This is a genomic window from Variovorax sp. 10N412, from assembly GCF_056394985.1.
The window spans coordinates 103,323-129,764 of the sequence record NZ_JBFTIO010000014.1; the positions used below are offsets into that span (position 1 = coordinate 103,323).

General features: G+C 69.7%; 24 protein-coding genes. 15 read left to right on the forward strand and 9 right to left on the reverse strand.

Annotated features, from left to right (window positions below; translation table 11 throughout):
* Window positions 1-70 precede the first annotated feature (70 nt).
* From AC1DJH_RS25455 to AC1DJH_RS25470, 4 genes are read right to left on the reverse strand one after another with little or no spacing between them, the layout of a single operon-like run.
* Complete coding sequence (locus AC1DJH_RS25455; RefSeq protein ID WP_478187612.1) at window positions 71-1,693, reverse strand: rhodanese-related sulfurtransferase; 1,623 nt, start codon at window positions 1,691-1,693, stop codon at window positions 71-73.
* A complete protein-coding gene (locus AC1DJH_RS25460; protein WP_478187613.1) occupies window positions 1,690-2,307 on the reverse strand; it encodes a cysteine dioxygenase family protein in 618 nt (205 codons plus the stop codon). Before AC1DJH_RS25460 ends, AC1DJH_RS25455 begins: the two co-directional genes overlap by 4 nt.
* Window positions 2,304-3,284 carry an ABC transporter substrate-binding protein gene (locus tag AC1DJH_RS25465; protein ID WP_478187614.1) on the reverse strand — a complete coding sequence of 327 codons (981 nt, stop codon included), beginning with the start codon at window positions 3,282-3,284 and terminating at the stop codon, window positions 2,304-2,306. The genes AC1DJH_RS25460 and AC1DJH_RS25465 overlap by 4 nt, the downstream gene beginning before the upstream one ends.
* Entirely contained in the window at window positions 3,281-4,513 is a 1,233-nt protein-coding gene (locus AC1DJH_RS25470; protein WP_478187615.1) for an acyl-CoA dehydrogenase family protein, read from the reverse strand. Before AC1DJH_RS25470 ends, AC1DJH_RS25465 begins: the two co-directional genes overlap by 4 nt.
* Before the next feature lie 110 nt (window positions 4,514-4,623).
* Between AC1DJH_RS25470 and AC1DJH_RS25475 the strand changes: the two genes are divergently transcribed.
* The 7 genes from AC1DJH_RS25475 (at window position 4,624) to AC1DJH_RS25505 (ending at window position 11,665) form a co-directional block, all read left to right on the forward strand.
* The gene (locus tag AC1DJH_RS25475) at window positions 4,624-5,625 is read left to right on the forward strand and encodes an ABC transporter substrate-binding protein (protein WP_478187616.1); all 1,002 of its coding nucleotides are present in this window, start codon (window positions 4,624-4,626) and stop codon (window positions 5,623-5,625) included.
* Between the two features lie 30 nt (window positions 5,626-5,655).
* A complete protein-coding gene (locus tag AC1DJH_RS25480) occupies window positions 5,656-6,774 on the forward strand; it encodes an LLM class flavin-dependent oxidoreductase (protein WP_435485593.1) in 1,119 nt (372 codons plus the stop codon).
* Window positions 6,775-7,067: 293 nt separating this feature from the next.
* Window positions 7,068-7,886, forward strand: coding sequence for a class II aldolase/adducin family protein (locus AC1DJH_RS25485; RefSeq protein WP_478187617.1), 819 nt, complete (start codon window positions 7,068-7,070; stop codon window positions 7,884-7,886).
* Window positions 7,883-8,884 (forward strand): ABC transporter substrate-binding protein, encoded by a 1,002-nt coding sequence (locus AC1DJH_RS25490; RefSeq protein WP_472123718.1) that lies wholly within the window; start codon window positions 7,883-7,885, stop codon window positions 8,882-8,884. The genes AC1DJH_RS25485 and AC1DJH_RS25490 overlap by 4 nt, the downstream gene beginning before the upstream one ends.
* Before the next feature lie 14 nt (window positions 8,885-8,898).
* The gene (locus tag AC1DJH_RS25495) at window positions 8,899-9,852 is read left to right on the forward strand and encodes an ABC transporter substrate-binding protein (RefSeq protein ID WP_478187618.1); all 954 of its coding nucleotides are present in this window, start codon (window positions 8,899-8,901) and stop codon (window positions 9,850-9,852) included.
* An 85-nt stretch (window positions 9,853-9,937) separates the two neighbouring features.
* Window positions 9,938-10,642 (forward strand): fumarylacetoacetate hydrolase family protein, encoded by a 705-nt coding sequence (locus AC1DJH_RS25500; protein WP_478187619.1) that lies wholly within the window; start codon window positions 9,938-9,940, stop codon window positions 10,640-10,642.
* Window positions 10,643-10,747: 105 nt separating this feature from the next.
* Window positions 10,748-11,665 (forward strand): helix-turn-helix transcriptional regulator, encoded by a 918-nt coding sequence (locus tag AC1DJH_RS25505; RefSeq protein WP_478187620.1) that lies wholly within the window; start codon window positions 10,748-10,750, stop codon window positions 11,663-11,665.
* Window positions 11,666-11,668: 3 nt separating this feature from the next.
* Here AC1DJH_RS25505 and pdxR read toward each other — a convergent pair whose 3' ends face one another.
* Window positions 11,669-13,141, reverse strand: coding sequence for a MocR-like pyridoxine biosynthesis transcription factor PdxR (gene pdxR / locus AC1DJH_RS25510; protein ID WP_478187621.1), 1,473 nt, complete (start codon window positions 13,139-13,141; stop codon window positions 11,669-11,671).
* A 98-nt stretch (window positions 13,142-13,239) separates the two neighbouring features.
* Here pdxR and AC1DJH_RS25515 point away from each other — a divergent pair, with 98 nt between their 5' ends.
* Together AC1DJH_RS25515 and AC1DJH_RS25520 are read left to right on the forward strand one after the other, a co-directional pair.
* Complete coding sequence (locus AC1DJH_RS25515; protein ID WP_478187622.1) at window positions 13,240-13,953, forward strand: GNAT family N-acetyltransferase; 714 nt, start codon at window positions 13,240-13,242, stop codon at window positions 13,951-13,953.
* Window positions 13,954-14,161: 208 nt separating this feature from the next.
* Window positions 14,162-15,646, forward strand: a complete 1,485-nt coding sequence (locus AC1DJH_RS25520) for a M20/M25/M40 family metallo-hydrolase (RefSeq protein WP_478187669.1) — start codon at window positions 14,162-14,164, stop codon at window positions 15,644-15,646.
* A 6-nt stretch (window positions 15,647-15,652) separates the two neighbouring features.
* Here the strand turns inward: AC1DJH_RS25520 and AC1DJH_RS25525 are convergent, their stop codons facing one another.
* Window positions 15,653-16,504 carry a symmetrical bis(5'-nucleosyl)-tetraphosphatase gene (locus AC1DJH_RS25525; protein WP_478187623.1) on the reverse strand — a complete coding sequence of 284 codons (852 nt, stop codon included), beginning with the start codon at window positions 16,502-16,504 and terminating at the stop codon, window positions 15,653-15,655.
* 23 nt (window positions 16,505-16,527) lie between these two features.
* Here AC1DJH_RS25525 and AC1DJH_RS25530 point away from each other — a divergent pair, with 23 nt between their 5' ends.
* The 5 genes from AC1DJH_RS25530 to AC1DJH_RS25550 are packed head-to-tail and all read left to right on the forward strand — an operon-like array spanning window position 16,528 to window position 21,646.
* Complete coding sequence (locus AC1DJH_RS25530; RefSeq protein ID WP_478187624.1) at window positions 16,528-17,838, forward strand: hemolysin family protein; 1,311 nt, start codon at window positions 16,528-16,530, stop codon at window positions 17,836-17,838.
* An 11-nt stretch (window positions 17,839-17,849) separates the two neighbouring features.
* Window positions 17,850-18,836: a lipopolysaccharide kinase InaA family protein gene (locus AC1DJH_RS25535; protein ID WP_478187625.1), complete on the forward strand. Its 987-nt coding sequence runs from the start codon at window positions 17,850-17,852 to the stop codon at window positions 18,834-18,836.
* Between the two features lie 25 nt (window positions 18,837-18,861).
* Complete coding sequence (locus AC1DJH_RS25540) at window positions 18,862-19,842, forward strand: VWA domain-containing protein (RefSeq protein ID WP_478187626.1); 981 nt, start codon at window positions 18,862-18,864, stop codon at window positions 19,840-19,842.
* Between the two features lie 18 nt (window positions 19,843-19,860).
* A complete protein-coding gene (locus tag AC1DJH_RS25545) occupies window positions 19,861-21,210 on the forward strand; it encodes an adenylosuccinate synthetase (protein ID WP_478187627.1) in 1,350 nt (449 codons plus the stop codon).
* 28 nt (window positions 21,211-21,238) lie between these two features.
* Entirely contained in the window at window positions 21,239-21,646 is a 408-nt protein-coding gene (locus AC1DJH_RS25550) for a hypothetical protein (RefSeq protein ID WP_478187628.1), read from the forward strand.
* A gap of 100 nt (window positions 21,647-21,746) precedes the next feature.
* Here the strand turns inward: AC1DJH_RS25550 and AC1DJH_RS25555 are convergent, their stop codons facing one another.
* The 3 genes from AC1DJH_RS25555 to AC1DJH_RS25565 all read right to left on the reverse strand — a co-directional run bounded on the left by AC1DJH_RS25555 (window position 21,747) and on the right by AC1DJH_RS25565 (window position 24,517).
* Window positions 21,747-22,187 carry a hypothetical protein gene (locus AC1DJH_RS25555; RefSeq protein ID WP_472120011.1) on the reverse strand — a complete coding sequence of 147 codons (441 nt, stop codon included), beginning with the start codon at window positions 22,185-22,187 and terminating at the stop codon, window positions 21,747-21,749.
* A gap of 68 nt (window positions 22,188-22,255) precedes the next feature.
* A complete protein-coding gene (locus AC1DJH_RS25560) occupies window positions 22,256-23,278 on the reverse strand; it encodes an RNA methyltransferase (protein ID WP_472120009.1) in 1,023 nt (340 codons plus the stop codon).
* Between the two features lie 54 nt (window positions 23,279-23,332).
* On the reverse strand, window positions 23,333-24,517 hold the full coding sequence (locus AC1DJH_RS25565) for an amylo-alpha-1,6-glucosidase (protein ID WP_478187629.1): 1,185 nt from the start codon (window positions 24,515-24,517) through the stop codon (window positions 23,333-23,335).
* A 232-nt stretch (window positions 24,518-24,749) separates the two neighbouring features.
* Between AC1DJH_RS25565 and AC1DJH_RS25570 the strand changes: the two genes are divergently transcribed.
* Window positions 24,750-26,429 (forward strand): phospholipase D family protein, encoded by a 1,680-nt coding sequence (locus AC1DJH_RS25570; protein WP_478187630.1) that lies wholly within the window; start codon window positions 24,750-24,752, stop codon window positions 26,427-26,429.
* Window positions 26,430-26,442: the final 13 nt, after the last annotated feature.

Genomic DNA, 26,442 nt, shown 5'->3' on the forward strand with positions numbered 1-26,442 from the left:
ACCCGGGCGCAACAGTGTCACCGTCCTGTTGTCATCCTTTCAAGCCGCTTTCGCTCCCGTTGCGTGCCTGTCAGACGACGTTGAAGTGATGGGTGCCGTCGCGCGCGAGTTGCGCGACCAGGCCGTATTCCCAGTCCAGGTAAGCCTGCATCGCTTCAGCGGGTGCATCCGTGCCTTCGTAGGGACGGCGGTAGCGATCGGTGCGGGGCGTGCCCAGACGCGTCTCGCCGCTCTGCGCTTCGAGGCCCGCCGCAAACCATGCCGTGTTGCCGCCGGTGAGCACCAGCACCTGCGCATCGGCCTTGCCGCGCGCATCGAGCAAGGCCCGCAGGTCGGCGGCGGCATAGCGCGCGAGCAGGCTGCTGCCGCAGGTCAGCACATAGCGCCGTGAGGGTGGGATGACCGCGTCGATCGCGTCCGCCAGTTGCGCGCGAATCGCATACCAGGCGCCCGGAATGTGCCGCTTCACGTAGTTGGCGCTGGTGGTCACGTCGATCACCGCCGTGCCGGTTTGCTCCAGCAGCGCGGCAAGTTCCACGGGCGTGATGTCGGCGAACACCGGGGCGACCGGCGGATGCTCCGCAGCAGGCGCCGCGGTCTCGGTGAAATCGGCCACCGTCGGCACGGCGTCCGGCACATACACCTCCCACCCCATCTGCGCGAGCCACGACGCGCTCATCGACGCGCGCACGCCGTCGTCGTCCGCCAGCACGATGCGCGCGCCGCGCACCGGCACCTGGTGGTCGGTCTCCTGCACCAGCTGCCCGCCGGGCGCGCTGGCAAAGCCGGGCAGGTGGCCTGCCGCGTATTCCTCGGGCGTGCGCACGTCGAAGCGGTACACGGTGCGTCCCGGGGCTTCGAGCGTCCGCAGTGCATCGAGCGCGATGCGCCGCACGCCGGCCAGGTCTGCCACGCGGCGCGCATCGGCCTGCGCCTGCGCGCGGTGCGCGTCGGACACTGCCGCCGGGGCTTGCCGATCGGCTCCGTGGTCCAGCACCTGCCCCGCCAGCTTCCAGCCGATCGTGCCGTTGCGCAACGCGGCCACCGGGTTCGGAATGCCCGCGTTCACCAGCGACTGCGTGCCGATGATGCTGCGCGTGCGGCCCGCGCAATTGACGATCACCTGCGTCTTGGGATCGGGCGCCAGCTCGCGCACCCGCAGCACCAGCTCCGCGCCGGGCACGCTGGTGGCCGAGGGAATGCTCATGGTCTGGTATTCGTCGAAGCTGCGCGCATCGAGCACCACCACGTCGGCCTTGGCATCGACCAGGGCCTTCACTTCGGGCGCGGAGAGCGAAGGCGTGTGCCGCTCGTGCTCGACCAGTTCGCCGAACGACTTGCTCGGCACGTTCACGTCGCGGAACAGCTCGCCGCCCGCGTCGCGCCAGCCGTCGAGGCCGCCCTCGAGCAGGTGCACATGGGTGTAGCCCAGCGCGGCGAGCGTCTTCGCCGCCAGCGGTGCGAGATCGACGCCGCCGTGCTCGCCATAGAGAACGATCGGCGTGTCGCGCCGCGGAATGCGCCGCCAGGCCTCGATCTCGATGCGCGACAGCGGCAGGTTCGCGGCCCACAGCGGGTGCTCCCGCGCGAAGGGGTCTTCCTCGCGCACGTCGAGCAGGGCGGTTTCGTCGCGTGCGATGAGGCGCGCGCGGACCGCGGCGAACGAGAGAACGGGAAAGGTGGCAGTCGTCATGCAGGTGTAGAAGCTCTGAGTTCGGCGCTGCGGTCCCACAGGTTGGGCAGCAGCGCGTTGGAGTAGCCGGAGACGAAGGGCTTGCGGCCACCCTGCGTCGGGTAAGTATGCCGCCGCACGGCGCCGATGTTCGCGCCGTACACGTGGATGCTGATCGACACGCGGTCGGCATGCGCGTTGTGCACGCGGTGCAGGTCGCCGACGGTGGGTGACACGGCCTCCACATCGCCCGCGTCGAGCCGCATCGCCTTGCCGTGCGGCTGCGCATGCCCGTTGCCGTCGAGGGCGAAACCCTGGCTGTATTCCGCACCGCGCAGCATGCCGATCAGCCCCCACACCGTGTGGTCGTGCACCGGCGTGGCCTGGCCCGGGCCCCAGACGAAGCTCACGACCGAGAAGCGCTCAGTGCTGTCCGCGTGCAGCAGGAACTGCTGGTAGCGTGCAGGGTCGGGCTGGGCGAAGGCCTCGGGCAGCCAGTCGTCGCGTGCCACCAGCGTGCGCAGCAGCGCGCCGCCTTCGGCCAGGATGCGGGGCTCGTCCGGCGCGCCGTCGAGCAGCCGCCCGAACGCGACCACGAATTCGCGCAGCGGCGCGACCGACAACGGCCCGCTCACGCCGCGCGCTTCCACACGCTGGCGTCGGTGATCGCGCGCACGTCCACCCGCACCGGCAGGATGCCGTCGCGCGCCGAGCGGTCTGCCACGGCCTGCAGCGCGACGATGTCCGCCTCGCTCACCGGCCGGCCCGCCACGGAAGCCCGCGCGGTGATGATGCGCGCCGAGGCTATCGGCAGCCGCGTGAGCTGGCTGTAGGCCTGCGCATAGGCCTCGGGGTTGGCCAGCGCCCAGTCGCCCGCGCGGCCCAGCCGGTCGAGGAACTGCACGATGGCCGCGCGCTTGTCCGGGTCGGCCAGCGAAGGCTCGCTTGCGGTGATGAAGCCCAGGGCGGTGTTGATGCCGCGCCCGTCGCGCAGGATGCGCCCGCCCTGCTGCAGCGCGATCGTGTAGTACGGGTCGAACACCGCCCACGCGTCGATCTGCTTCGACGCGAAGGCGGCGGCCGCATCGGTCGGCAGCACGAACTTCACCGTGACCTCTTCGCGCTTCACGCCGGCTTCCTCCAGCGCGCCGTACAGCTGGTACTGCGAGATGCTGCCGCGCGCCGACGAGACGATCACCGTCTTGCCGCGCAGGTCGGCCACGCTGCGCAGCGGCGAATCGGGCTGCACCACGATGCCCAGCGAATCGGGCTTGCCGACGCGCGTGGCGACGATCTTCAGCGGGGTCTTGCCCACGGCCGCGGCCAGCACGGGCAGGTCGCCCGCCACGGCGGTGTCCACGGCCGCGCTGCGTTGCGCCTCGAACAAGGGCGCCGCGCCCTGGAAGTTGGCCCAGCGGTAGGCGAAGGGCGCGCCGTCGAGCGCCTTGGAAGCCTCGAACAGCGAGCGCAGGCCGCCGGCCTGGTCGCCGAGCACCAGCGTGGTCTGCGGCTGCGCGAGGGCGCGCAGCGAGGCGGTGGCGGCCAGCGAGAGCGCCGCCCCCTGTTTCAGCCAGGTGCGTCTAGAGGCTCGGGAGAACAGCAGGTCGGTCATGCGGCAGCTCCCGCAGACAGCAGCGCGCGCTTGCCCGCCGCCACCAGGATCGCGTCGTTCTGCGGCGTGTGGATGCGGCTGCACAGCACGTCGCGGTAGTGCCGCTCCAGCGGGTTGAGCCGCGTCAGGCCGTGGTTGCCGCTGAGCTGCAGCGCCAGTTCGACCACGCGCACCGCATTGCCGGTGACGGTGTACTTGAGCAGCCCGCTGTCGGCGGCCGCTTGCGCGCGGCCGCTGTCGACTGCAGCGGTCGCATCGTCGATCAGCACGCGGTTGGTCCGCAGCAGCGCCTCGATCTCGCCCACATGCTCCTGCACGCGCGGCAGGCTCGCCAGCGGCGCGCCCAGGCTGCCGGGCGCGCGCTGGTTCAGGAAGCCCACCAGCCAGTCGCGCGCGGACGTGGCCACGGCGTCGTAGAGGCTGCAGAGCAGCACGGTCATCCATGCCTGCTGCGTGGCGTGGGCGTCGATGTCGGTCTGGCTGCCCGCGTCGGGCGCCCAGTCGGCCGGCGCGCGCAGGTCGACCGCATGGTCGAGGCCGATGGCGACGTTCTCGAACACCACCTCGTGGCTGCCCGAGGCGCGCAGGCCCAGGTGGTCCCAGCTGGCGATCACGCGCACGCCGGGGGCGTCGCGCGGCACCAGGAACACGCCAGTGCGCGGCACGGCTTCATCCGTGCGGGCCCATACCGACAGCCAGCTCAGGCCCTCGATGCCGGTGGTGTAGAGCTTGTGGCCATCGATCTTCCAGCCCTCGCCGCCGCGGCGTGCCACGGTGGCCGGCAGGCCGCCGCGCGCGGGCGAGCCCAGAGCGGGCTCCACGCGCAGCGCGTTGATCAGCGCACCGCGTTCCACGGCGTCGCGCGTCACGCGTTCGCGCAGGTGCGGCGGCCAGCGGCTGTCGGTGCGCGTCAGTGCGTGGTGCTGCAGGTAGGTCATCGTGAGAATCAGCGCCGTGGCGGGCTCGCCGCGTGCCACCGCCGCGATCACGCGACGCGCCGTGGCCAGCGTGGCGCCGCCACCGCCGTGCTCGGCAGGCGCCACCAGGCCGATGAGCCCGTGCGCCTGCAGCGCCGCGAAGTTCTCGCGGGGAAAGGCGCCGCTGCGGTCGTGGTCGGCCGCGGTGGCGGTGAACTGGGCCGTGAGACGGGCCAGCACGGTGTCGTCCACCGTGGCGGAGGAGGGGGCTTCGGTCGTGGCCGGCGCGCGGCGCAAGGGGAGTGCACTCATGGTTCCCGCACGGTACCGGCGCCCCCGGCACCGGAAAACGACGCATCCCGCATATGCAAACTCGTTTTTCTGAGTTCGCGTCCCGTCCCTGGCTCGGTACGGTTCGCTCCATGAATCCAGATGCCTCCTTCGACCGCCGCCGCCTGCTGCAAGCGGCGGCCGCACTCGCCGCCGCCGGCCCCGCCGGTTGGGCGCAAGCCGCGGCGCCTGCGCGTGACCTGTCCGGCGTCACGCTGCGCGTGGGCACCTACAAGGGCCTCTGGCGGCCGCTGCTCACGGCCTCGGGGCAGGCCAACACGCCCTACAAGATCGACTGGCGCGAACTCAACAACGGCGTGCTGCACATCGAGGCCATCAACGGCGACGCACTCGACCTGGGCTCGGGCAGCGAGATCCCCCCGGTGTTCGCGGCGCGGCAGAAATCCAGCGTGAAGCTGGTGGCCGTGACGCACGAAGACCTGAACAACCAGGCCACACTGGCGCGCAAGGACGCGCCCATCCGCACCATCGCCGACTTCAAGGGCAAGCGCGTGGGCTACGTGCGCGCCACCACCTCGCACTACTACCTGGCGAAGCAGCTGGCCGAGGCGGGCCTGTCGTTCAGCGACATCCAGGCCGTGAGCCTCACGCCCTCGGACGGCCTGTCGGCCTTTGCGCGGGGCGACCTCGATGCCTGGGCCATCTACGGCTACAACGGCCAGCTGGCGCGCACGCAGTACGGCGCGCGCACCATCAAGACCGGCGTGGGCTACCTGTCGGGCAACTTCCCCATCTACGCCAACCCGCGCGCGCTCGACGACGCCTTGCGCCGCGCCGCACTGGGCGACCTGCTGCAGCGCCTGCAGCGCGCCTTCGCATGGATCAACGGCAACTTCCTGGCCTATGCGCGCGCGCAGTCGGCCGAAACCCGCGTGCCCATCGGCGACATCGTCGAGCTGTTCAACGGCCGCAGCGGCGACTACAGCCTGGGACCGGTCAGCGACGCGGTGGTGCGCAGCCACCAGGACGTGGCCGACACCTTCCTGAAGATCGGCGTGCTCGACGGGCCCGCCGATGTCAAACCCCTGTGGGACCGCAGCTTCGAGAGCCTGCTGCGTTTGCCCGCCGCCTGATCCCGCCTTCCACTCGAAAAGGAAAACACCATGAGCCAGCCACAGCAAGACGGCGTCGAATTCATCGGCATGATCCAGGGCCAGAAGGTCTCGGAGATCCACGCGGCCAAGGGCCCGTCGCTCGACCGCGACTACGTGCGCGCCTTCGCGCAGGCCCACGAGCAGGCGGGCTTCGACCGCGTGCTGGTGCCCCACCATTCGACCAGCCCCGACGCCACGCTCACGGTGGCCTACGCGGCCTCGGTGACCGAGCGCATCCACTTCATGCTGGCGCACCGCCCCGGCTTCGTGGCGCCCACGCTCGCGGCGCGCCAGTTCGCCTCGCTCGACCAGTTCAGCGGCGGCCGGCTCGGCGTGCACTACATCTCGGGCGGTTCCGACGAAGAGCAGCGCCGCGACGGCGACTGGCTCGACCACGACCAGCGCTACGCCCGCACCGACGAGTACCTCGAGGTGTTGCACAAGGTGTGGACGGCCGAGAAGCCGTTCGACCATGAGGGCGCGCACTACCGCTTCGAGAATGCCTTCTCCGAAGTGAAGCCGCTGCAGACGCGCAACGGCAAGCCGCACGTGCCGGTGTATTTCGGCGGTGCGTCGGAAGCGGCGATTCCGGTGGCGGGCAAGTACGCCGATGTGTACGCGCTGTGGGGCGAGTCGCTCGACCAGGCGCGCGAGCTGACCACGCGCGTGCGGGCCGAGGCTGCGAAGCATGGCCGCAGCGTGCGCTTCTCGGTGTCGTTCCGCCCGATCGTGGCGCAGACGGAGGAGGCCGCATGGGCGCGCGCCGAAAACATCCTGGCGGAGACCAAGCGCCTGCGCGTGGTGCAGGGCTACAACCGCGGCGGACCGCAGCAGAGCGAAGGCGCCAAGCGCCTGCTGGCTGCGGCCGACAAGGGCCCGCGGGTGGACAAGCGGCTGTGGACGGCGGTGGCGCAAGAGATTGGCGGGCGTTCGAACAGCACCGCGCTGGTCGGCACGCCCGAGCAGGTGGCCGATGCGCTGCTCGACTACTACGACCTGGGCGTGACGACCTTCCTGATCCGCGGCTTCGATCCGCTGGAGGACGCGCTGGACTACGGGCGCGAGCTGATTCCGCGCACGCGCGAATTGGTGGCGCAGCGCGCTGCTTCCATTCGCAAAGCGGCCTGACGACTTTCTTTCTCCCTCCCCCTCTGGGGTAGGGCAGGGGTGGGGGCAAGCGGCGTCGAACACTGTCATGGCTTTGAAGCCGTCGTGCCCCCATCCCAGCCTTCCCCCGGAAGGGGAAGGAGCAAAACCGAATACCGCGTGAACTGACTTCCTCCCTCCCCTCCGGGGGAGGGCAGGGGTGGGGGCTCGCGGGCTCGAGCACTGTCACAGCGATTGATGCCGTCGTGCCCCCATCCCAGCCTTCCCCCGGAAGGGGAAGGAGCAAGACCGAATACCGAACACGAGGAGTCTCCATGAGTGCCGTTCTTTCCATCGACCGCCACGCGTCGCTGAAACTCAACCCGAACCCGCAGCAGAAGTACTGGTTCGACCCCGTCCCCCCGCGCCCCACCGTGCAGGCCGAGCGCCGCCACCGGCAGGAGCGCCTGGCGGGCGCCTTTCGCCTGTTCGCGCGCTTCGGTTTCGCCCAGGGCCTGGCCGGCCACATCACCGCGCGCGACCCCGAGCTGACCGACCACTTCTGGGTCAACCCGCTGGGCATCCACTTCTCGCGCATCAAGGTCTCCGACCTGCTGCTCGTCAACTCGAAGGGCGAGACCGTCATCGGCGAGCGCCCGCTCAACAAGGCGGCCTTCGCCATCCACGCGGCCATCCACGAGCACAACCCGAATATCATTGCCGCCGCCCACACGCACTCGACCTACGGCAAGGCCTGGTCGACGCTGGGCCGCAAGCTCGACACCCTCACGCAGGACAGCTGCGTGTTCCACGACGACGTGGCGCTGTTCGACGACTTCACTGGCATGGTGGTCGACACCAGCGAGGGCGACCGCATCGCGCAGGCGCTGGGCGACAGGAAGGGCGCCATTCTCAAGAATCACGGCATCCTGACGGCCGGCCCCACGGTGGAGGCCGCCGCCTGGTGGTACATCGCGCTGGACAACGCCTGCCACACCCAGCTGCTGGCCGAAGCCGCCGGCAAGCCGCAGCCCATCGACGAAGACACCGCGCGCCACACGCACGCGCAGATCGGCGGGCCCGAAGGCGCCATCCATTCCTTCGACAGCCTGTACGAAGGCCTGGTCGAGGCAGAACCCGAGTTGCTGTCGTGAACGCGCGCCTCTCACGGCGCGGCGTGCTGCGCGCCGGCGGTGCCGCCGCCGTGGTCGCCTCGGGCGGGCTGATCGCCTCGCAGGCCTTCTCGCAGCAGGCGCGCAAGCTCACCTTCGCATGGAACGCCGCCGCCTTCTGCCTGTCGCCCGTGGTGGTGGCGCAGGAGCGCGGCTACTTCGAGCGCAACGGCCTGCAGGTCGACCTCATCAACTACACCGGCTCCACCGACCAGTTGCTGGAGTCGCTGGCCACCGCCAAGGCCGACGCGGCCGTGGGCATGATCCACCGCTGGCTCAAGCCGCTGGAGTCGGGCTTCGACGTGAAGATCGTCGGCAGCTCGCACGGCGGCTGCGTGCGGCTGGTGGGCGCGAAGAGCGCGGGCGTGACCGACATCGCCAGCCTGAAGGGCAAGTCCATCGGCGTGTCGGACATCACCAGCCCGGGCAAGAATTTCTTCTCCATTCTGTTGACCAAGAACGGCATCGATGCGGACAAGGACGTCACCTGGCGCCAGTACCCGGCCGACCTGCTCGACATTGCGGTGAAGAAGGGCGAGATCCAGGCCATTGCCGACGGCGACCCCAACATCTACCTGATCGAGAAGCGCAACAAGGGCGCCTACGTCGAGGTGGCGAGCAACCTCACGGGCGAATACAAGGACAAGGTCTGCTGCATCGTCGGTGCGCGCGGCGAGCTGGTGCGCAAGGACAAGGCAACCGTCGCCTCGCTGGTACGCGCCATTGCGCAGGCCTCCGACTACGTGGCCGAGAACCCGAACGAGTCGGCCAGGCTCTTCGCCAAGTACTCGCCGAACGTGCCGGTGGAAGACCTGCGCGCCTTGCTTGGCACGCTCACGCACAACCACCACCCGCTGGGCCGCAAGCTGCGCGACGAGGTGGAGTTCTACGCACGCGACTTCCGCGGCGTGGGCGTGCTCAAGAAGAGCACGGACCCGGCGCGCTTTGCGGAGCACGTGTCTTTCGATCCCCTGGCATGAAGCACAGCAATTCCATGACCCACAGTTCACGCCGCCGGTTTCTTGTTCAGGGCGCCTCGGCCGCTGCCGCCTTGTCTTTGCCCGGCGCTGTGTTCGCGCAGGGCCGCCCGGTGCTCAAGGCCGGCGACCAGAAGGGCGGGTTGCGCGCGCTGCTCGAAGCGGCAGGCGGCCTTGAAGGGCTGGGCTACGACATCCAGTGGTCCGAATTTCCGGCCGCCGCGCCGCTGGCCGAGGCACTGAACGCCGCCGCGGTCGATTCGGGCCCCATCGGCGACGCCCCGCTGATCTTCGCGCTGGCCGCCGGCACGCGCGTGAAGGCCATCGGCGCGAACCGCTCCGACTCGTACGGCACCGCGGTGCTCGTGCGGCCCGACTCCACACTGAAGACCGCCGCCGACCTGCGTGGAAAGAGCATCGCAACCAACCGCGGCTCCATCGGCCACTACGTCACGCTCAAGGCCATCACCTCGGCCGGCCTCAAGCCCGAGGACGTCAACATCCGCTTCCTGGCACCGGCCGACGCCAAGCTCGCGCTCACGCAGGGCTCGGTCGATGCCTGGGCCACCTGGGAGCCCTACACCGCGCTGGCCGAGGTCAGCCACCATGCGCGCGTGCTGGTCAGCGGGCGCGGGCTGCTGCCGGGGCTGAGCTACCTTGCGGCGACCGACAGCGCCATCGCGGCCAAGCGGCCGGTGCTGCACGACTTTCTGCAGCGCGTGGTGAAGGCGCAGGTCTGGTCGTACCGCAACGTCGATGCCTACTCGGCCGCGCTGGCCCGCATCATCGGCATTCCGCCCGAGGCGGCGAAGCTGCAGTTCGAGCGCCGGCAGCAGAAGTGGGTGGCCATCGACGCGCAGGTCATTGCCGACCAGCAAGGGACGGCGGACTTCTATAAGCAGGTGGGGCTCATCAAGCAGCCGTTGGACGTGAAGGGCACCTTCGACATCGGTTTCGGCGTGGCCGGTTGAGGCCTGGACGCCTAAACGTAGCTGAGTCCAAGACTCGCGTAGATGCGTCCGCCGGGCGCGGGTTGGCGGTGGCTAGAGTCCTTGCATGACCTCTGCAACCGACACCCTCTACGCCATTTCCCCCGCGCCCGTCCATTCGCTGCCCATCCAGGGCGAACGCGCGCGCTTCCCGGTCAACCGCATCTTCTGCGTGGGCCGCAACTACTCCGAGCACGCCCGCGAGATGGGCCACAACCCCGACCGCGAGCCGCCGTTCTTCTTCATGAAGCCGGCCAGCGCCATCGTGGCCGACGGCGGCGAGTTTGCCTACCCCACGCTGTCGAACGACGTGCACCATGAAATCGAACTCGTGGTGGCGCTGAAGACCGGCGGCTCGGACATTGCCGCGTCGGCCGCGCTCGAACACGTGTACGGCTACGCCGTGGGCCTGGACATGACGCGTCGCGACCTGCAGGGCGAGGCCAAGAAGATGGGCCGCCCCTGGGACACCGGCAAGGCCTTCGACGGCTCCGCGCCCTGCGGCGAGCTGGTGCCCGTGGCCAAGGCCGGCCACCCGGCGGCCGGAGAGATCCGTCTCGAGGTGAACGGCGCCCAGCGCCAGGTCGGCGACCTGGCCGACATGATCTGGAACGTGCCCGACACCATCGCCTACCTGTCGACCCTGTTCACGCTGCAGCCCGGCGACCTGATCTTCACGGGCACGCCTGCAGGCGTGGCGGCCGTGCAGCGCGGCGACCGCATGCGCGGCACGGTGGCGGGCGTCGGCGCGCTGGAGGTCGTGGTCGTCTGACCCCCCATGAGGGTCCCGGCATCGGCCCTGCTGGGGCTGTCGGACCGCAAGTTGGCGTACCCTCGCGGGCTTCAGCCTGCCGGATCCAGTGACACGCCAGCCCCGATGCGCCCCTCTCCCTCCACGTCCGTTCGCACCTACGGCATGCACGAGCGTGCCGACCATCTCGACTTCGACATTCGCTTCCAGGGTGCGCGCAACGAGCTCACGCTGCCGCACAGGCATGCGTACTTCCAGATCCAGGTCGGCATCGAGGGCCGCTCGCAGCAGGCCATCGGCGGCGAGGTGCGCCCCTTCGGGCCGCGCCACCTGAGCTTCGTGCTGCCGTACCGGGTGCATGTGATCCCGCACCCGCCCGAGGCGCTGTACTGCATCGTCAACTTCGACCAGCGCTTTCTCTGGCCCGAGCTCGAGGTCGATGCGCTCGACCTCGACGACGTGTCGCTCGCGCGGCATCCCGACCTCGCACCCTTCCTGTTCCAGGAGTACGTCGACTTCGCCTTCGACGAGGCCGACTTCGCGCGCATCCGCGGCTGGCTCGACGAGCTGCATGCGCTGAACACCGGGCGCAACTTCGGCGCCAAGATCGCGATGCGCGGCATCGTGCAGCAGATCATCGGCCTGGCCTGCATGCGCCAGGAGCAGGCGCTGATGCGGCTTTCGCTGCAGCACAACGGCAAGACCTCGCAGCGCGACGCGTTGCAGCGCGTGGTGCGCTATGTGCGCGACAACCTCGACAGGCCGTTGTCGCTGACCGATGCGGCCGCCGCCGCTTTCCTCTCGCCGAACTACCTGGCCAACCTGCTGCGCAAGGAAACCGACCGCACCTTCACCGACCTGGTGACGGAGCGGCGCATCGAACGGGCGAAGGAGCTGCTGTCGTCGACCTCGCTGCTGGTGCGCGAGATCGCGCACCAGTGCGGCTTCACGGACGAGGCCTACTTCAACCGGCGGTTCCGGCAATGGGTGGGAACCACGCCGCGCAACTTCCGGCGCGACCATGTGGCGAGCTCGCGCGGTTAGCGATCAGCTTCGCCCCGACGCGCGCGCCAGCTGCGACAGGCGCTTCACCAGCGGCTCGAACAGCTCCGCCGACGTGTTGCCATAGCCCAGCACCAGCCCGTTGTCGGTGGCCAGCGGCTGCATTGCGAACCCCGACAGCGCAGAGGGCGCGATGCGATGGCGCAGCGCCTCGGCGGCGATCTTCCGGTCGTCGAACTGCGCGGGCAGCCGCACGGTCAGGTGCAGCCCGCAGTAGCCGCCTTCGATCTGGTGCGGCACCTTCAGGTGCTTTTGCAGCGCGAGCCGCAGCGCCTGCTGCCGGTCGCGGTACAGGCGCCGCATGCGGCCCAGGTGCCGGCTGAACTGCCCGCTCTCGATGAACTCGGCCATGGCCAGCTGCTCGTGGCGGTGGCCGCCGCGCAGCATCTCTTCGAGCGGCACGCGCACGCTGGGCACCAGCCGTTCGGGCAGCACCAGGAAGCCCAGCCGCAGCGACGGGAACATCGTCTTGCTGAAGGTGCCGACGTAGAGCACGGGCGCATCGGCCACCAGCCCCTGCATCGCGCCGATGGGCTCGCCTGTGTGGCGGAACTCGCTGTCGTAGTCGTCCTCGATGATCCACGCGCCGTGCGCGCGTGCCTGCGCGATCAGGTCGAGCCGGCGCGCGATGCTCAGCACCGAGCCGGCCGGGTACTGGTGCGAAGGCGTGGTGTACACGAGCCGGGGCGGGTGCCTGCGCCAGTCGTGCGCACTCGCGCACAGGCCTTCGGCGTCGACCCGCACCGGCACCACGCGCATGTCGCCCGCATGCATGGCGGCCTTCACGCCGCGGTAGCCCGGGTCTTCGACCCAGCCGGTGTCGCCGGGGTTCGACAGCAGCCGCACGCACAGCGTGATGGCCTCCTGCGCGCCTTCGGCAATGACGACCTGGTGCGGCTCGCAGCGCACGCCGCGTGCCACCGACAGGTGCCGCGCGATGGCCGCGCGCAGCGCCGGCTCGCCCAGCGGATCGCCGTAGCCCAGCGCGGCCGTGCCGGCGCTGCGCACGGCCCGGTCGAGCGCGCGGCGCCAGGCGGCCAGGGGAAAGTGCGACAGCGCGGGCACGCCGGGGCGCAGCGCTGCCTCCATGTCGGCACGCGATGCGCTCGGCTGGAGCCTTGCGAGGCGCAGCGCCGTGGCGGGCACACCGGCCGGCATGTCCGCGCGCCTGGGCACCGGCGAGGAGAGCTCGGTCACCCGCGTGCCCTGGCGGTCGGGCTGCACATAGCCTTCGGCGGCCAGATGCTCGTAGGTCGCGGTGACGGTGTTGCGCGAGATGGCGAGCGCTTCGGCCAGCGCGCGCGAGCCGGGCAGGCGGCTGCCGGGGGCCAGGCTGCCGTCGAGGATGGCGCGCTTGAGGCGCTCGTGCAACTGGCGCTGCATCGAGCCGGCGTCGCGGTCTTTCAGCAGCGGGGATTCGAGCAGCGCTGCGAGGGAAAGGGAAGGGCGTGGCACCATGAAATCAATCAGTCGTGGCACTTTGGCTGGAGCCACGTTGCGGGTACTTTACGTGCTTCGGCCTTGCCGCCTCCCTATTTTTTCCGAAAGACACCCGCATGCCAGCCCGCCACAACGAATTCGGCCAGTCCATCGGCCCCGACGTGCCCGATTGGACGCCGCGCGCCCTGCCGCCGCGCCAGAACGTCGAGGGCCGCTTCTGCACGCTGGAGCCGCTCGACGCGGCCAGGCACGCCGACGACCTGCATGCCGCCTATGCGCAGGCGCCCGACGGCCGCGACTGGACCTACCTGGGCGTGGAGCGGCCCGCCGACCTGGAAAGCACCCGGGCCTACGCGCAGCGTGCCGCGCAGAGCACCGACCCGATGCACTTCGCCGTCGTCGACAAGCAGAGCGGCCGTGCCGTCGGCACGCTGGCGCTGATGCGCATCGACCCGACCCATGGCGTGATCGAAGTGGGCAGCGTCAATTTCTCGCCGCTCCTCAAGCAGACGCCCGTGTCCACCGAGGCGCAGTACCTGCTGATGAAGCTGTCGTTCGACGCGCTGGGCTACCGCCGCTACGAATGGAAGTGCGACGACTTCAACGAGCCCTCCAAGCGCGCCGCACTGCGGCTGGGCTTCCAGTACGAGGGCAGGTTCCGGCAGGCGGTGGTCTACAAGGGGCGCACGCGCGACACCGCCTGGTTCTCGATCCTCGCGAGCGAGTGGCCCGCACTGCGCACCGCCTTCGAGCGCTGGCTCGCGCCCGGGAACTTCGATGCGCACGGCCGCCAGCGCATGTCGCTGGACAAGTTCCGCCTGCCGTCCTGAGCCGGGGATGCCACGGCGCCGGGCACAAGGAGGCTGCGTTGCAAAAAAGGCAAAGGTGGCGCTGAAAATCGGCAATTGTTCAAACGCTCGGGTTTGCCTAGACTGCCGCGAAACCCTACCAAGTGGACCCCGCCCCATGCTTTCACAGCCCCGAACCTCGCGCGGCCCGCTCGCGCTGCTCCCCCTGGCCCTGACAGTGGCCGCCTGCATGACCGGCACGGCCGGCGCGGGCGAACTCTCCGCGGCCGACGCCGAGCGCCACGCGCAGGCCACCTACCGCGAGTACTTCGAGCTGCTGGCCCTGCCCAACGACGCCATCTCGCCGGAGGACATCCGCAAGAACGTCGAGTGGCTGGAGCAGGCCTTCCGCAAGCGCGGCTTCACCACGCAGCAACTGCCCAACGACGGCAAGCCGATGCTCTATGCCGAGTACCCGGGCAGCGACCCCGCGCGCAAGACGGTGCTGTTCTACATGCACCTCGACGGCCAGCCGGTCATTCCCGCGCAGTGGGCGCAGAAGAGCCCGTGGACGCCGGTGCTCAAGCGCAAGGCGGCCAACGGCGGCTGGGAGGAGATCGATTCGGCGCCGCTCTTCAGCGGCCCGCTCGACCCCGAATGGCGCGTGTTCGGCCGCGCTTCCGCCGACGACAAGGGGCCGATCATGATGATGCTCGCCGCCATCGATGCCTTGAAGGCCGGGGGCGCCCAGCCGGCGGTGAACGTCAAGGTGATCCTCGACAGCGAGGAAGAGAAGGGCTCGCCCTCGATCGGCAAGGTGATGCAGGCGCACCGCGACCTGCTGCGCTGCGACGCCATCGTGATCCACGACGGCCCCATGCACGCCACCAACCGGCCCACGCTGGTGTTCGGCAACCGCGGCGCGGCCGAGGCCCGGCTCACCGTGTACGGCGCCAAGGTGCCGCTGCACAGCGGGCACTACGGCAACTACGCGCCCAACCCGGCCCAGCGCCTGGCCAACCTGCTGGCCTCGATGAAGAACGACGAGGGCCGCGTGACGGTGGCCGGCTACTACGACCACGTGAAGATCGCCGAGGCCGACCGCAAGATCATGGCCGCGGTGCCCGACGACGAGGCCGCGCTCAAGCGCCGCCTGGGCATTGCGCGCACCGACAAGGTCGGTGCGAACTACCAGGAAGCGATGCAGTACCCCTCGCTGAACGTGCGCGGCATGGCCGCGGCTTCGGTGGGCGACAAGGTGGCCAACATCGTGCCCGACAAGGCCGTGGCCGAGATGGACCTGCGCACCACGCCCGACTCCGATCCGGCCTACCTCGGCCAGCTGATCCAGAAACACATCGAGCGCCAGGGCTACCACCTCGTCAAGGGCGAGCCGACCGACGAGGACCGCGCGCGCTACGACAAGCTCGCGAGCTTCTCCTACCAGAGCGAAGGCGGCGACGCGGCGGGCTCGCAGATCGAGTCGCCCGTGGGCCGGTGGGCCTACAAGGCGCTCGGCGCAACTTTCGGCACGCAGCCCGAGCCGGTGCGCATCCGGATGATGGGCGGCACGGTGCCCACCGCCGAGATCGTTCGCGTGCTGCCGGTGCCCTTTGCGATCATTCCGCTGGTGAACGCCGACAACAACCAGCACGCGGCCAACGAGAACCTGCGCATGGGCAACTACGTGAGCGGCGTGCGCACCGTGTACGGGCTGGTGACGCAGGCGTTCTGAGGCCTTTCAGCCGGTCTTGCCCGGCTTCTGCGCCTGCTCGCACTCGACCTGGATCAGCTCGCGCTCGTCCAGCGTCGCGCCGATGCGCACCGCGCTCAGGCAGCCGCCCCACACGCAGCCCGTGTCGGTCGAGAGCAGGTCGGGCCGCGAGAGCCAGCCCAGCGTCGACCAGTGGCCGAAGGCGACCGTGGCCTTGCGCGTCTTGCGCCCCGGCACGTCGAACCAGGGCATGTAGCCCTCGGGCGCCGTGGCGGCGCTGTCCTTGGCCTCGAACTCCATCACGCCGTCGGCCGTGCAGAAGCGCAGCCGCGTCAGCGCATTGACGATGGCGCGCAGCCGGGCGCTGCCCGTGAGGCTGTCTTGCCACTGCGCGGGTTCGTTGCCGTACATCGTCATCAGGAATTCGCCCAGCGCCGGGCCGCGCAGCACCGACTCGACTTCGGAGGCCCGCACCAGCGTGTCGCTCACCGTCCACTGCGGCAGCACGCCCGCATGCACCATCAGCAGGTCGCCGGTGCCGATGCGCATGTGCAGCGCCATGTGCTGCTGGCGCACCCAGTCGAGCAGCGCCTCGCTGTCGGGCGCGGCCAGCAGTTCGCCCAGCGTGTCCTTGCGCCCAGCCTTGCGCGCGCCGTGCGCCACGCCCAGCAGGTGCAGGTCGTGGTTGCCCAGCAGGCTCAGCGCGGAGGCGCCGTAGCCCTGCACGCGGCGCAGCACCGCGAGCGAATCGGGGCCCCGGTTCACCAGGTCGCCCAGCAGCACGAAGGTGTCCCGGCTGGGGGAGAAATCGATCTTTTGCAGCAGCCGCGCGAGGGGGGCGTCGCAGCCCTGCAGGTCGCCAATCAAGTAAAGTGACATTCCTTCATTCTCTCCCTCAGTTCATGGATGTTCTCCTCCTGGCCTTGTTGACCACGCTGAACGCGTTGTTCGCAATGTCCGAAATGGCCCTTTCCACCAGCCGGCGCGCACGTCTCGCGGCCTTGGCCGAAACGGGAGACACCGGCGCGGTGGCCGCGCTGAAGCTGATGGAGTCGCCCACGCAATTCCTCTCGACGGTGCAGATCGGCATCACCTCCATCGGCATGCTGAGCGGCATCGTCGGCGAGGCCGCCTTCGCCGCGCCGCTGGCCGTGTGGATGGAAAGCGTGGGCATGGGCGCCGGCACCGCCAGCGTGGTGTCCACCGCGTGCGTGGTCACCTGCATCACCTTCTTCACCATCATCTTCGGCGAGCTGGTGCCCAAGCGCATCGGCCAGCTTTATCCCGAGCCGGTGGCGCGCTGGGTGTCGCGCCCCATGCGCGGGCTGGCCAAGGCCGCCAAGCCCTTCGTGTGGCTGCTCGCGGGCGCCACGGCCACCATGCTGAAGGTGCTGCGCATCGACGCCAACGCGGCGCGCCACGTCACGGAAGAAGAAATCTCGGCCAGCCTGGAAGAAGGCGTGGACGCCGGCGTCATCGAGCACCACGAGCACCAGATGGTGCGCAACGTGTTTCACCTGGATGACAGGCGGCTGTCGTCGCTGATGATCCCGCGCGCCGACATCGAATGGCTCGACGCCTCGTTCACCGTGCCACAGGCGCTGCAGAAGGTGGCCGACGCCGCCGCGCTCAACCTCGTGCATTCCTGGTACCCGGTGTGCCGCAACTCGCTCGACGACGTGGTCGGCGTCATCAGCGTGGCTCACCTGCTGCGCCTGGGGTCCGCGCACCCCGGCGCGCTGGGCCCGGAGGCCTTGCCCGCGGTGTTCGTGCCCGAAACCCTCACCGGCATGGAACTGCTGGAGCAGTTTCGCGAGCGCGCCGGCCGGCTGGTGTTCGTGGTCGACGAATACGGCGTGGTGCAGGGCCTGATGACCCCGCGCGACCTGCTCGAAGCCATCACCGGCGAGCTGCAGCCCGGCATGCAGACCGACGCCTGGGCCCGCGAGCGGCCCGACGGCGTGTGGGAGCTCGACGGCCTCATGCCCGTGTCGGAGTTGCGCGCGCGCCTGGGCATTCGCGAGCTGCCCGAGGAAGAGCGCGGGCGCTACAACACCGTGGCCGGGCTGCTGATGTCCGTCTCGGGCCACCTGCCGGAAGTGGGCGAGCTGATCGACTGCGCCGGCTGGTGCTTCGAGATCGTCGAGCTCGAAGGCCGCCGCATCGACCGTGTGCGGGCATCGCCCGACCCGGCGGCGCTAAGGGACGCGTAGGGCACGGCCGGATGCTGTCGCTGCTCGCACTCAGCTGCCCCCAATGCTCCGCGCCGTTGCCGCGTGCCGCACGTTGGCGCACGGTCGACTGCAGCTACTGCGGCGCCACCATCGTGCGCGGCACGGAAACCGTCGAACGCGAGAGCTTCCGCGCCGCGCTGCGGCGGGCCAACGCCGACGTGCCGGGCGGACGCATCCTCACCTGGCGCGGTGCGCGCTACCGCGTGCTGGCGCCGCTGGCCACCGGCGAGCACAGCGAGGTGCTGCTGGCCGAACGGCTCGGCGCACTGCCCGAGCGCGTCACGCTGAAACTGGCGCGTGACTCCGCAGCCAACCAGGTGCTGCTGCGCGAGGCCGCCGTGCTGCAGGCCCTGCAAGACCTGTCGATCGCAGGCGCGGCCTACTTCACACGTCGCTTGCCGCAACCGCTGGGCACGGGCCTCGCCGAAGGCCTGGGCGACGGCGCCCGCCAGGCGCTGGTGCTGCGCCACCCGACCGGTTTCTGGGGCAGCCTGCAGGACGTGCAGCAAGCCAACGCCCGAGGCATCGACCCGCGCCACGCCGTGTGGCTCTGGCGCCGCATGCTCGAGGTGCTGGCCTTCGTGCACGGCACGGGCTGGACGCATCGCGACCTGTCGCCCGCGCATGCGCTCGTGCATCCGCGCGACCACGGCGTGCTGCTCATCGGCTGGTCGCGCGCGCAGCAGGCCACCGGGCCGGCCCACACCGCCGCCGTCGCGCGCGACCTGATGCAGGCCGCCTGGACCGTGCGCGCCGTGCTGCATGGCCTGCATGAGGCAGGGGCCGGCGAGCCCGGCTTCGGCGCCCACACCCCGGCACCGCTCGCGACCTTGCTGCGCCAATGCAGCGAAGACGCCGCCACCTGCGAGCGCCTGGGCGCGCAGGGCATCGAGCAAGCGCTTTCGGCCGCCTCGCGCGAAGCCTTCGGGCCGTCGAGGTTCGTGCCTTTCGATCCCGCGCCGCGCGCCGGCGCCTGAACAACAGTCACCAAGGAGGTCATTCATGGGCTATGGAAACTACTCGCATGCCGCACACACGGCGCTGATTGCCGACCGCGCCGCCAAGCCCGGCGCCGAAGTCTTCACGCAACGCTCGACGCACCCGCTGATGAACCCGCACGGGCTCAAGGTGCGCGAGTCGCGCGACAACGCCGACCACCCCAATTCGCTGGGCATCGTGTTCGCCCTCGACGTCACCGGCTCCATGGGCGACATTCCGCAGACCCTGGCGCGCCGCGAGCTGCCCAACTTCATGAAGCTGCTGACCGACTGTGGCGTGCCCGACCCGCAGCTCATGTTCATGGCCATCGGCGACGCCACCTCCGACGGCGCGCCGCTGCAGGTCGGCCAGTTCGAATCGACCGCCAACCTCATGGACCAGTGGCTCACCTGGAGCTACCTCGAAGGCGGCGGTGGCGGGAGCGGCGAAGAAAGCTACGAGCTGGCCTTCTACGTCATGGCGCAGCACACCGACATGGACTGCTGGGTCAAGCGCAAGAAGCGCGGCTACCTGTTCGTGACCGGCGACGAGCTGCCGTACCCCGCCGTCTCGCGCCACCAGATCGAAGGCCTGATCGGCGAGAAGCTCGACGAGGACATTCCCATCGAAGAGGTCATCGCCGCCGCGGCCGAGACCACGAACCTGTTCTTCCTGATTCCCGACGCCCAGCGCCGCCGCCGCTGCGAGGGGCGCTGGCGCGAGCTGCTGGGCGATCACGTCATCTGCATGGACTCGCCCGACGACGCCTGCGCCGTGGCCGCCGGCATCGTCGCCCTCACCGAGAAGGCCGTGCCCAGCCTCGAGGCGCTGGCCGGCGTGATGAGCGGCACCGGCATGGCCAAGGAACGCGTAGGCGGCGTGCTGCACGCGCTGGACGCCTACGCGGCGCTGCTCGACCCCGGCGCATCGCGCCGCGCGCCGCCGGCCGTGGCCACGGCGGCCGCGAACCCGCGCTCGTCGTGGTGGAAGCGCCTGTTCGGCTGAGGGTCGGGTGACCGCCGGGTGACCGCCGCCGCCGCAGGGGCCACGCACTACGTCTCGCTGCTGGGCTTGGGCTTCGGCGACTGCGGCAAGGGGCGCTTCACCGACCACCTGTGCGGCGCGTTGCAGGCCCACACCGTGGTGCGCTTCAACGGCGGCGCGCAGGCCGGGCACAACGTGGTGCTGGCCGATGGCCGGCACCACACCTTCTCGCAGTTCGGCGCCGGCAGTTTCCATGCGGGCGTGGGCACTTTGCTGGCGAGTGCGGTGGTGGTGCATCCCACGGCGCTGCGCGTCGAGGAGGCGGCGTTGCGCAGGGTGGGTGTGCAAGACGCCTTCTCGCGCCTGCTGGTCGACGCGCGTTGCCGCGTGACCACGCCGTTCCACCAGGCCGCGGGCCGGCTGCGTGAATGGACGCGGGGGGAGGGCGCGCACGGCAGCTGCGGCGTGGGCGTCGGCGAGACGGTGCGGCACGCGCTCGCCTCGCCGGATGAAGCGCTGCGCTACGGCGATCTGCTTCACCCCGCTCGCGCGCTCGAGAAACTGGAGGCCTCGCGCACCGCGCTGCTGCGCGAGTTTGCGGCTGCAGCCTCTTTGCATGGGGATGCCGCGCAAGAACTCGCCATGCTGCGTGACGACTCGCTCGCGCAGCGCTGGCTCGACGCCGTGGCGCCGTGCCTGGCGCAATCGCCGCCCGCTGGCGCGGACCGTGTCGCCGAACGGCTCGCGCGTCCGGGCACCGTGGTGTTCGAAGGCGCTCAGGGTGTGCTGCTCGACGAGTGGCGCGGTTTTCATCCCCACACGACCTGGAGCACGGTGTCGACTGGCGCTGTCGAGGCGGTGCTGCGCGATGTAGGCGTCGGCGCGCGCGTGCAGCACCTGGGCGTGCTGCGCAGCTACCTCACCCGGCACGGCGCCGGCCCGCTGCCCACGCATGACCATGCGCTGGACGCTCTCCTGGCCGAGCCGCACAACGCCGACGAAGGCTGGCAGGGCGTGTTCCGGCGCGGGCATCCCGATGCGGTGCTGCTGCGCTATGCGCTGGAGGCCGTGGGGAAACTCGATGGGCTGGTGGCGAGCCATCTCGATGCTGTCGAGGGTGCGGGCCTGCGATGGTGCGCAGGGTATCGCGGTGCCGACGGCTCGCGCATGAACGCGTTGCGTTGCAGCGAGGTGCCTGATCTCGAACACCAGCAAGCCCTGACGCAACGGCTGTACACCGCCCAGCCCCTGTACGAGCCGGGCACCGTCGGCACGCCGCAGGAATGGATTGAACGTGTCGAAGCCCTCAGCGGCCTTGGCGTGCGCTACGGCGCCTTCGGGCCGACGCGCGACACGGTGCGGGTGCTGCGGCCGCTCGCGTGTTTTTGAAAGATTCCTTGTGTCCTGCAACATTCCCTTGATCGCCGGGGCCGTGCTCAGTGCCATCGCGGCGCTGCTGCACATCTGCATCATCTTTGGCGGGCCCGCCTGGTACCGGTTCTTCGGGGCTGGGGAACGCATGGCTGCAGGCGCGGCCGCGGGGCATCTGTATCCGCCGATCGTCACGCTGCTGATCGCGTGCGTGCTCGGCGTCTGGTCGGCGTATGCGCTTTCAGGGGCTGGGGTGCTGCAGCCGCTGCCATTGCTGGCGCTCGTGCTGCCTGCGATCACGGCGGTGTACCTGCTGCGGGGGCTCGTGGCGCTGGCGTTGTTCGTCTTCGACCGGCGGCGGCTCACTGCCTTCTGGGTCTGGAGTTCGGTGGTTTGCCTGGCATTCGGCGTCGTCCACCTGGTGGGGCTGATTCAGGTGTGGGATGCACTTTGAGTGCCTGAGCCATCCTGAGAATCGAATCCGGCCATGATCGTTGGGTGGCCACGTCCGCCGTGACGAGCCTGTTGCCGCATCCCCGGTCGCTGCTGCCTGCTCAGGTCTTGCGCAGGAACGCGTCTGCGTCTCCAGCCTCGCATTTCCAATCTGCGAATACACCGACCAGCTGGCAGCTTGTGCACCTGCAGCCGATGTAGTACCAACGAACGTCGTTGCTGTCCGCGTACAAGGCGACACCCGACAAGAGTTCGAATGCCTCCGCGTCGCAGATGCACGAATGCCTTTCGAACTCCGCTTCGCTCGCGTATTCGTCGCTGTCTCCCATGAGATGAACGGCGCCGCAGCGAACACAGGTTCGCCTGGCCGCGCCTGCGTCCTCATCGGTTTCGAGCTGGAACGAACGCTGTCCGCATGCGCATGCAGACCGGGAGAACCTGACGGCCTCGTACCTGTTGCGCGTGCTGTAGGCGACGAGTTGAGCCTCGATGTCCTCGGGTGTGGTGCCGTACCAGTACTTGCCCTTCTTCTGCAATGTCATGGATGAAGACCCTTGCGTGGCGCAGGGCGTGAAGCTGTGGAATTCATTCGATTTCTCCGGTGACGGCCTCAGCCCCTTCGAAACATCACCTGCACTTCGGCCGCCCGCGCCCTCAACTGGCCGCAGCCGCCATCGACGTCCTGCCCCGCCGAATTGCGCAGCTTCGTCAGGATGCCCCGCTCGTGCAGCGTGCGCGCCACCTGTTCGCAGCGCTCCCATGACGGCCGGCTGAACGTCACGCCGTCCACCGCGTTGAAGGGAATCAGGTTCAGCACGCCGTACTTGCCCGACAGCAGCCGGACGATGCCTTCGATCTCCTCGGGCCCGTCGTTCACGCCTTCCAGCAGCGTCCACTGGTACTGAATCGGGTAGCCGGTGGCGCGCGCATAGCGCTCGCCCGCGTCGACCAGCTCTTCGGGCGTCATGTTCGGGGCGCGGGGCAGGAGGTCCTTGCGCAGGTCGGCCTTCGTCGTGTGCAGCGAGAGTGCCAGCGCGGGCCGCACGCGCTCCTGCAGCAGCCTGTCGAACACCCGCGGGTCGCCCACGGTGGAGAACACCAGGTTCTTGTGGCCGATGTTGCCCACCGTGCCGAGCAGGTCGATCGCCTCGATCACGTTGTCCAGGTTGTGGGCCGGCTCACCCATGCCCATGAACACCACCTTGCGCACCGGACGGCGCATGCGCGCGAGCGCGACCTGGGCGATGATTTCGGCGCTGCCCACCTGGCGCAGCAAGCCCTCCCGGCCCGTCATGCAGAACCGGCATCCGACGGCGCAGCCCACCTGCGACGACACGCACAGGCCGTCGCGGGGCAGCAGCACGCTTTCCACGGTCTGGCCGTCCGCCAGGGCAACGAGCAGCCGCTCGGAACCGTCGGCGCCAGGGTGCACGGCGTGAATGCGCGCCAGCCCCGCGAGCTCGGCTTCGATGGCGGGCAGCGCCTCCATCAGCGACGACGGGAAAAAGCTCGCCGGCAGGCGCCTGCCGCTGTCGCGGGGCAGCGCATGTGACCACAGCCGCAAGATCCGCTGTTCATGGCTGGGGCCTGCGCCGGCTTCCCGCAGGCGTCGTTTCAGTTCGTGGATTCGCATGGCGTCAGGGTCGAGATGCCGCAGATTGTGCACGCCGGCCTGCAAGGCCCGGCGTCACCAGGCCACCCCGTCCCCTTCCAACGCCCGCTTCGCCAGCAGGAACGTCGCCGCATTCCAGCTTTGCCCCGCCATTCCCATCGGCGCCAGCGTGCGCCCATGGAACCACTCCGTGAAGCGCCAGCCGTCCAGCGCGTTCGCCTGCGCCAGCCGCTCGAGCTCGGTCCATGCCTGTTCGTGCAGGCCCAACCGTGCCAGCGCCATCACCCAGAACCCGCCGACGAACGGCCAGATCCCGCCGTTGTGGTACTGGTGCACGATGTTCTGCTGGTGGCGCCCCATGTAGGCGCGCCACAGTTCGTGCTGCTGCGACAGCGGATGCAGCACCACGCGCACCGGGTAGGGGGCGCACGCACGCGCCGCGTTGACGGTCTGCACGATGCGGTGCGCCATCTCCGTGTCGGCCAGGCCGCTCTGTATGGCGAGCACGTTGCCGAACACATCGCCTTCGTCGCCGACGACCGCGAGGTTGACGAAGCTCAGGTACAGCCCGGGGTCGCGCCGGCCGCGCCGCGCGTAGTGCCGCAGCAGCCGCGCGCGGTGGTACTCGGGCAGGTCGCGCTGGAACGGGTTGAACAGGTGGTTGAAGTGGTGCTGGGTCTCTTCTGCATGGTCGAGCGCGAAGCGGCGCTTCACGTCGTACCAGAGCGCGTTGCTGTACAGCACGTAACCCGAGCGCGGCATGATGTCGGCCCAGTCGCTGGCCTCGTTCTGCTGCAGCAGGCGGAAGTGCTGGTGCTCCTGCGCCTGCAGCCATTGGATGGCGCGCGCGGCCTCTTCCTGCCAGTGCGATGCGCCGACGCTGCCGTGCCGGCGCACATGGTCCACCGCAATCAGCCACCACAAGGTGGCGTCGATGCAGCCCAGGTACCAGAAGTCGGCGTCCTGGCCTTCGGGGTCGACGTACTTGGGAATCTGCCCGTTGGCCGCCTGCTGCGCCGCGAGCGCGTCGAGGCTGGCCACCGCGCCTTGCTCCAGCGCGGGCACGCCGCTGCCGCACATGGCCATCACGCAGATGGCGGCGTCGCGCCCGAAGATGCGCGTGTAGCGCCGCGCGACAGCCGCCTCGGTGCGGCTGGCGGCCAGGATGCCGTGCGGTGTCAGGTTGCTTTCCAGCAGGACGAGCGAGGCCTGGGTGCAGGTGTCGATGAGTGCGGGCGTGGAGGGGGCGGAGTTCGTCATGGGTCGTCTATCGTCGCGCACCGGCGTGCCGGCATGGAAAATTCCCTGCGGGGCATCGGGCATCCGATTGTCGGACCCCGCGACCCGCACGGTTTGCACCCGGTCGGCTCCGAACGTGCCCCGAACGCAACGATTGACGCGGCCGCCCGGCACCGTCAGGCTCGCGTCATGCGCGCGGCCCGATCATCCCCTCGCGGGTGGGCGCGCCAACCGAGACGAGAGCAGGAAAAAAATGACGACAGCATGCTGGGCCGATGCATCGCGCCGCGATCGGCAGGGCGCCTTTCGCGCCCACATGTTGGGCCGCCCGCTGCTTGCGGCGTGCCTGCTGGTTCTTTCGATGTGGATGACTGCATGCGCCAGCCTGCCGCCGCAGGTGCCGACGCAGCCCGTCGGCGCCATCACCGATTTCCAGGCCACCCCGTTGGGCACCCTCACGCAGAAGGTGCTTCCGCCCGACGGCCGCTCGGGCTTTCGCCTGCTGCCTTACGGCCCCACCTCTTTCGCGACCCGCATGGAACTGGCCCGGCTCGCCACGCGCAGCCTCGACGTGCAGTACTACCTGCTGGCCGGCGACAACACCGGCCGCGCCCTGGTGGGCGCGCTGCGCGACGCGGCGCTGCGCGGCGTGCGTGTGCGCCTGCTGGTCGACGACCTCTACACCACCGGCGAGGACGACCTGCTGCTCGCGCTCGCCAGCTACCCGAACGTGCAGGTGCGCCTGTTTAATCCTTTTCCGGCAGGGCGGGGCAGCGATGTCACGCGCTTCGTCAGTTCGGGCTTCGACTTTGCCCGCGTCAACCGGCGCATGCACAACAAGCTTTTCGTGGCGGACAACGCCGCCGCCGTGGCGGGCGGGCGCAACATGGCCGACGAGTACGTGATGAATGCAGCGGGCAGCAACTTCGTCGACATGGACGTGTTCGCGGCCGGCCCGGTGGTGCGCGACCTGTCGAGCGAGTTCGACCACTACTGGAACAGCGAGGTCGTCTACCCCGTGGGGCGCATCGCCGGCACCTCGCTCACGCAGGCGCAGCTGCGGCAGAAGTTCGACACGCGCGTCGCCGACGCCAGGCCTCCGCAGGCGCCGCGCATTCCGGCGGACGGCAAGATCCACGACCCGCAGCCCGACGAACCCGTCGAGTTGCCGCTGGACCTCGTGCCCATGATGAACCTGCCCTTCGAGCTGGCCGACCGTGCGCTCAGCTCGCTGCTGTGGGCCGACGCACGGGTGCTGTTCGATCCGCTCAGCAAGACGCTGGGCCTGAACGAGCGCGAGAACTCGCTCAAGGGCACCGTCACGGAAGGCGTGATCCGCTGGTTCCGCACGGCGCGCAGCAGCATCAAGATGGTGTCGCCGTACTTCGTGCCGTCCGACGCCTCGGTGGCCAGCCTGGCCGGCGCGCAGGCCGAGGGCGTGAGCGTCACGCTGCTCACCAATTCGCTGGCATCGACCGACGAACCCTGGGTGTACGTGGGCTACTGGCCGCACATCCATGAACTGCTCAAGGCCGGCGTGGGCATCTACGAGCTGAGCCCCACCTTGAGCGTGAAGCGCGGCAAGTTCGGCATCTTCGGCCATCGCACCGGCGCGCTGCACATGAAGAACGGCATCGTCGACCGCAAGCAGGTGTTCCTGGGCTCGATGAATCTCGACCCCCGCTCGGCGCGGCTGAACACCGAGCTGGGCCTGATCATCGACAGTGCCGAGATGGCCCGCCAGCTGGACAGCTTCGCGGACGCGGGCAGCTCCTACCGCCTGCGGCTGGACGCCGGCGGCAAGAACGTCGAATGGATCGAGCAGGACAACGACGGCAAGGAAACCGTCTACGACGTGCCGCCCGAGACCACGGCGTGGCAGCGCTTCAAGCTGCGGCTGGTGGCGCCGTTCATTCCGTTGAACGAGCTGTAGGTGCAGGGCCGCC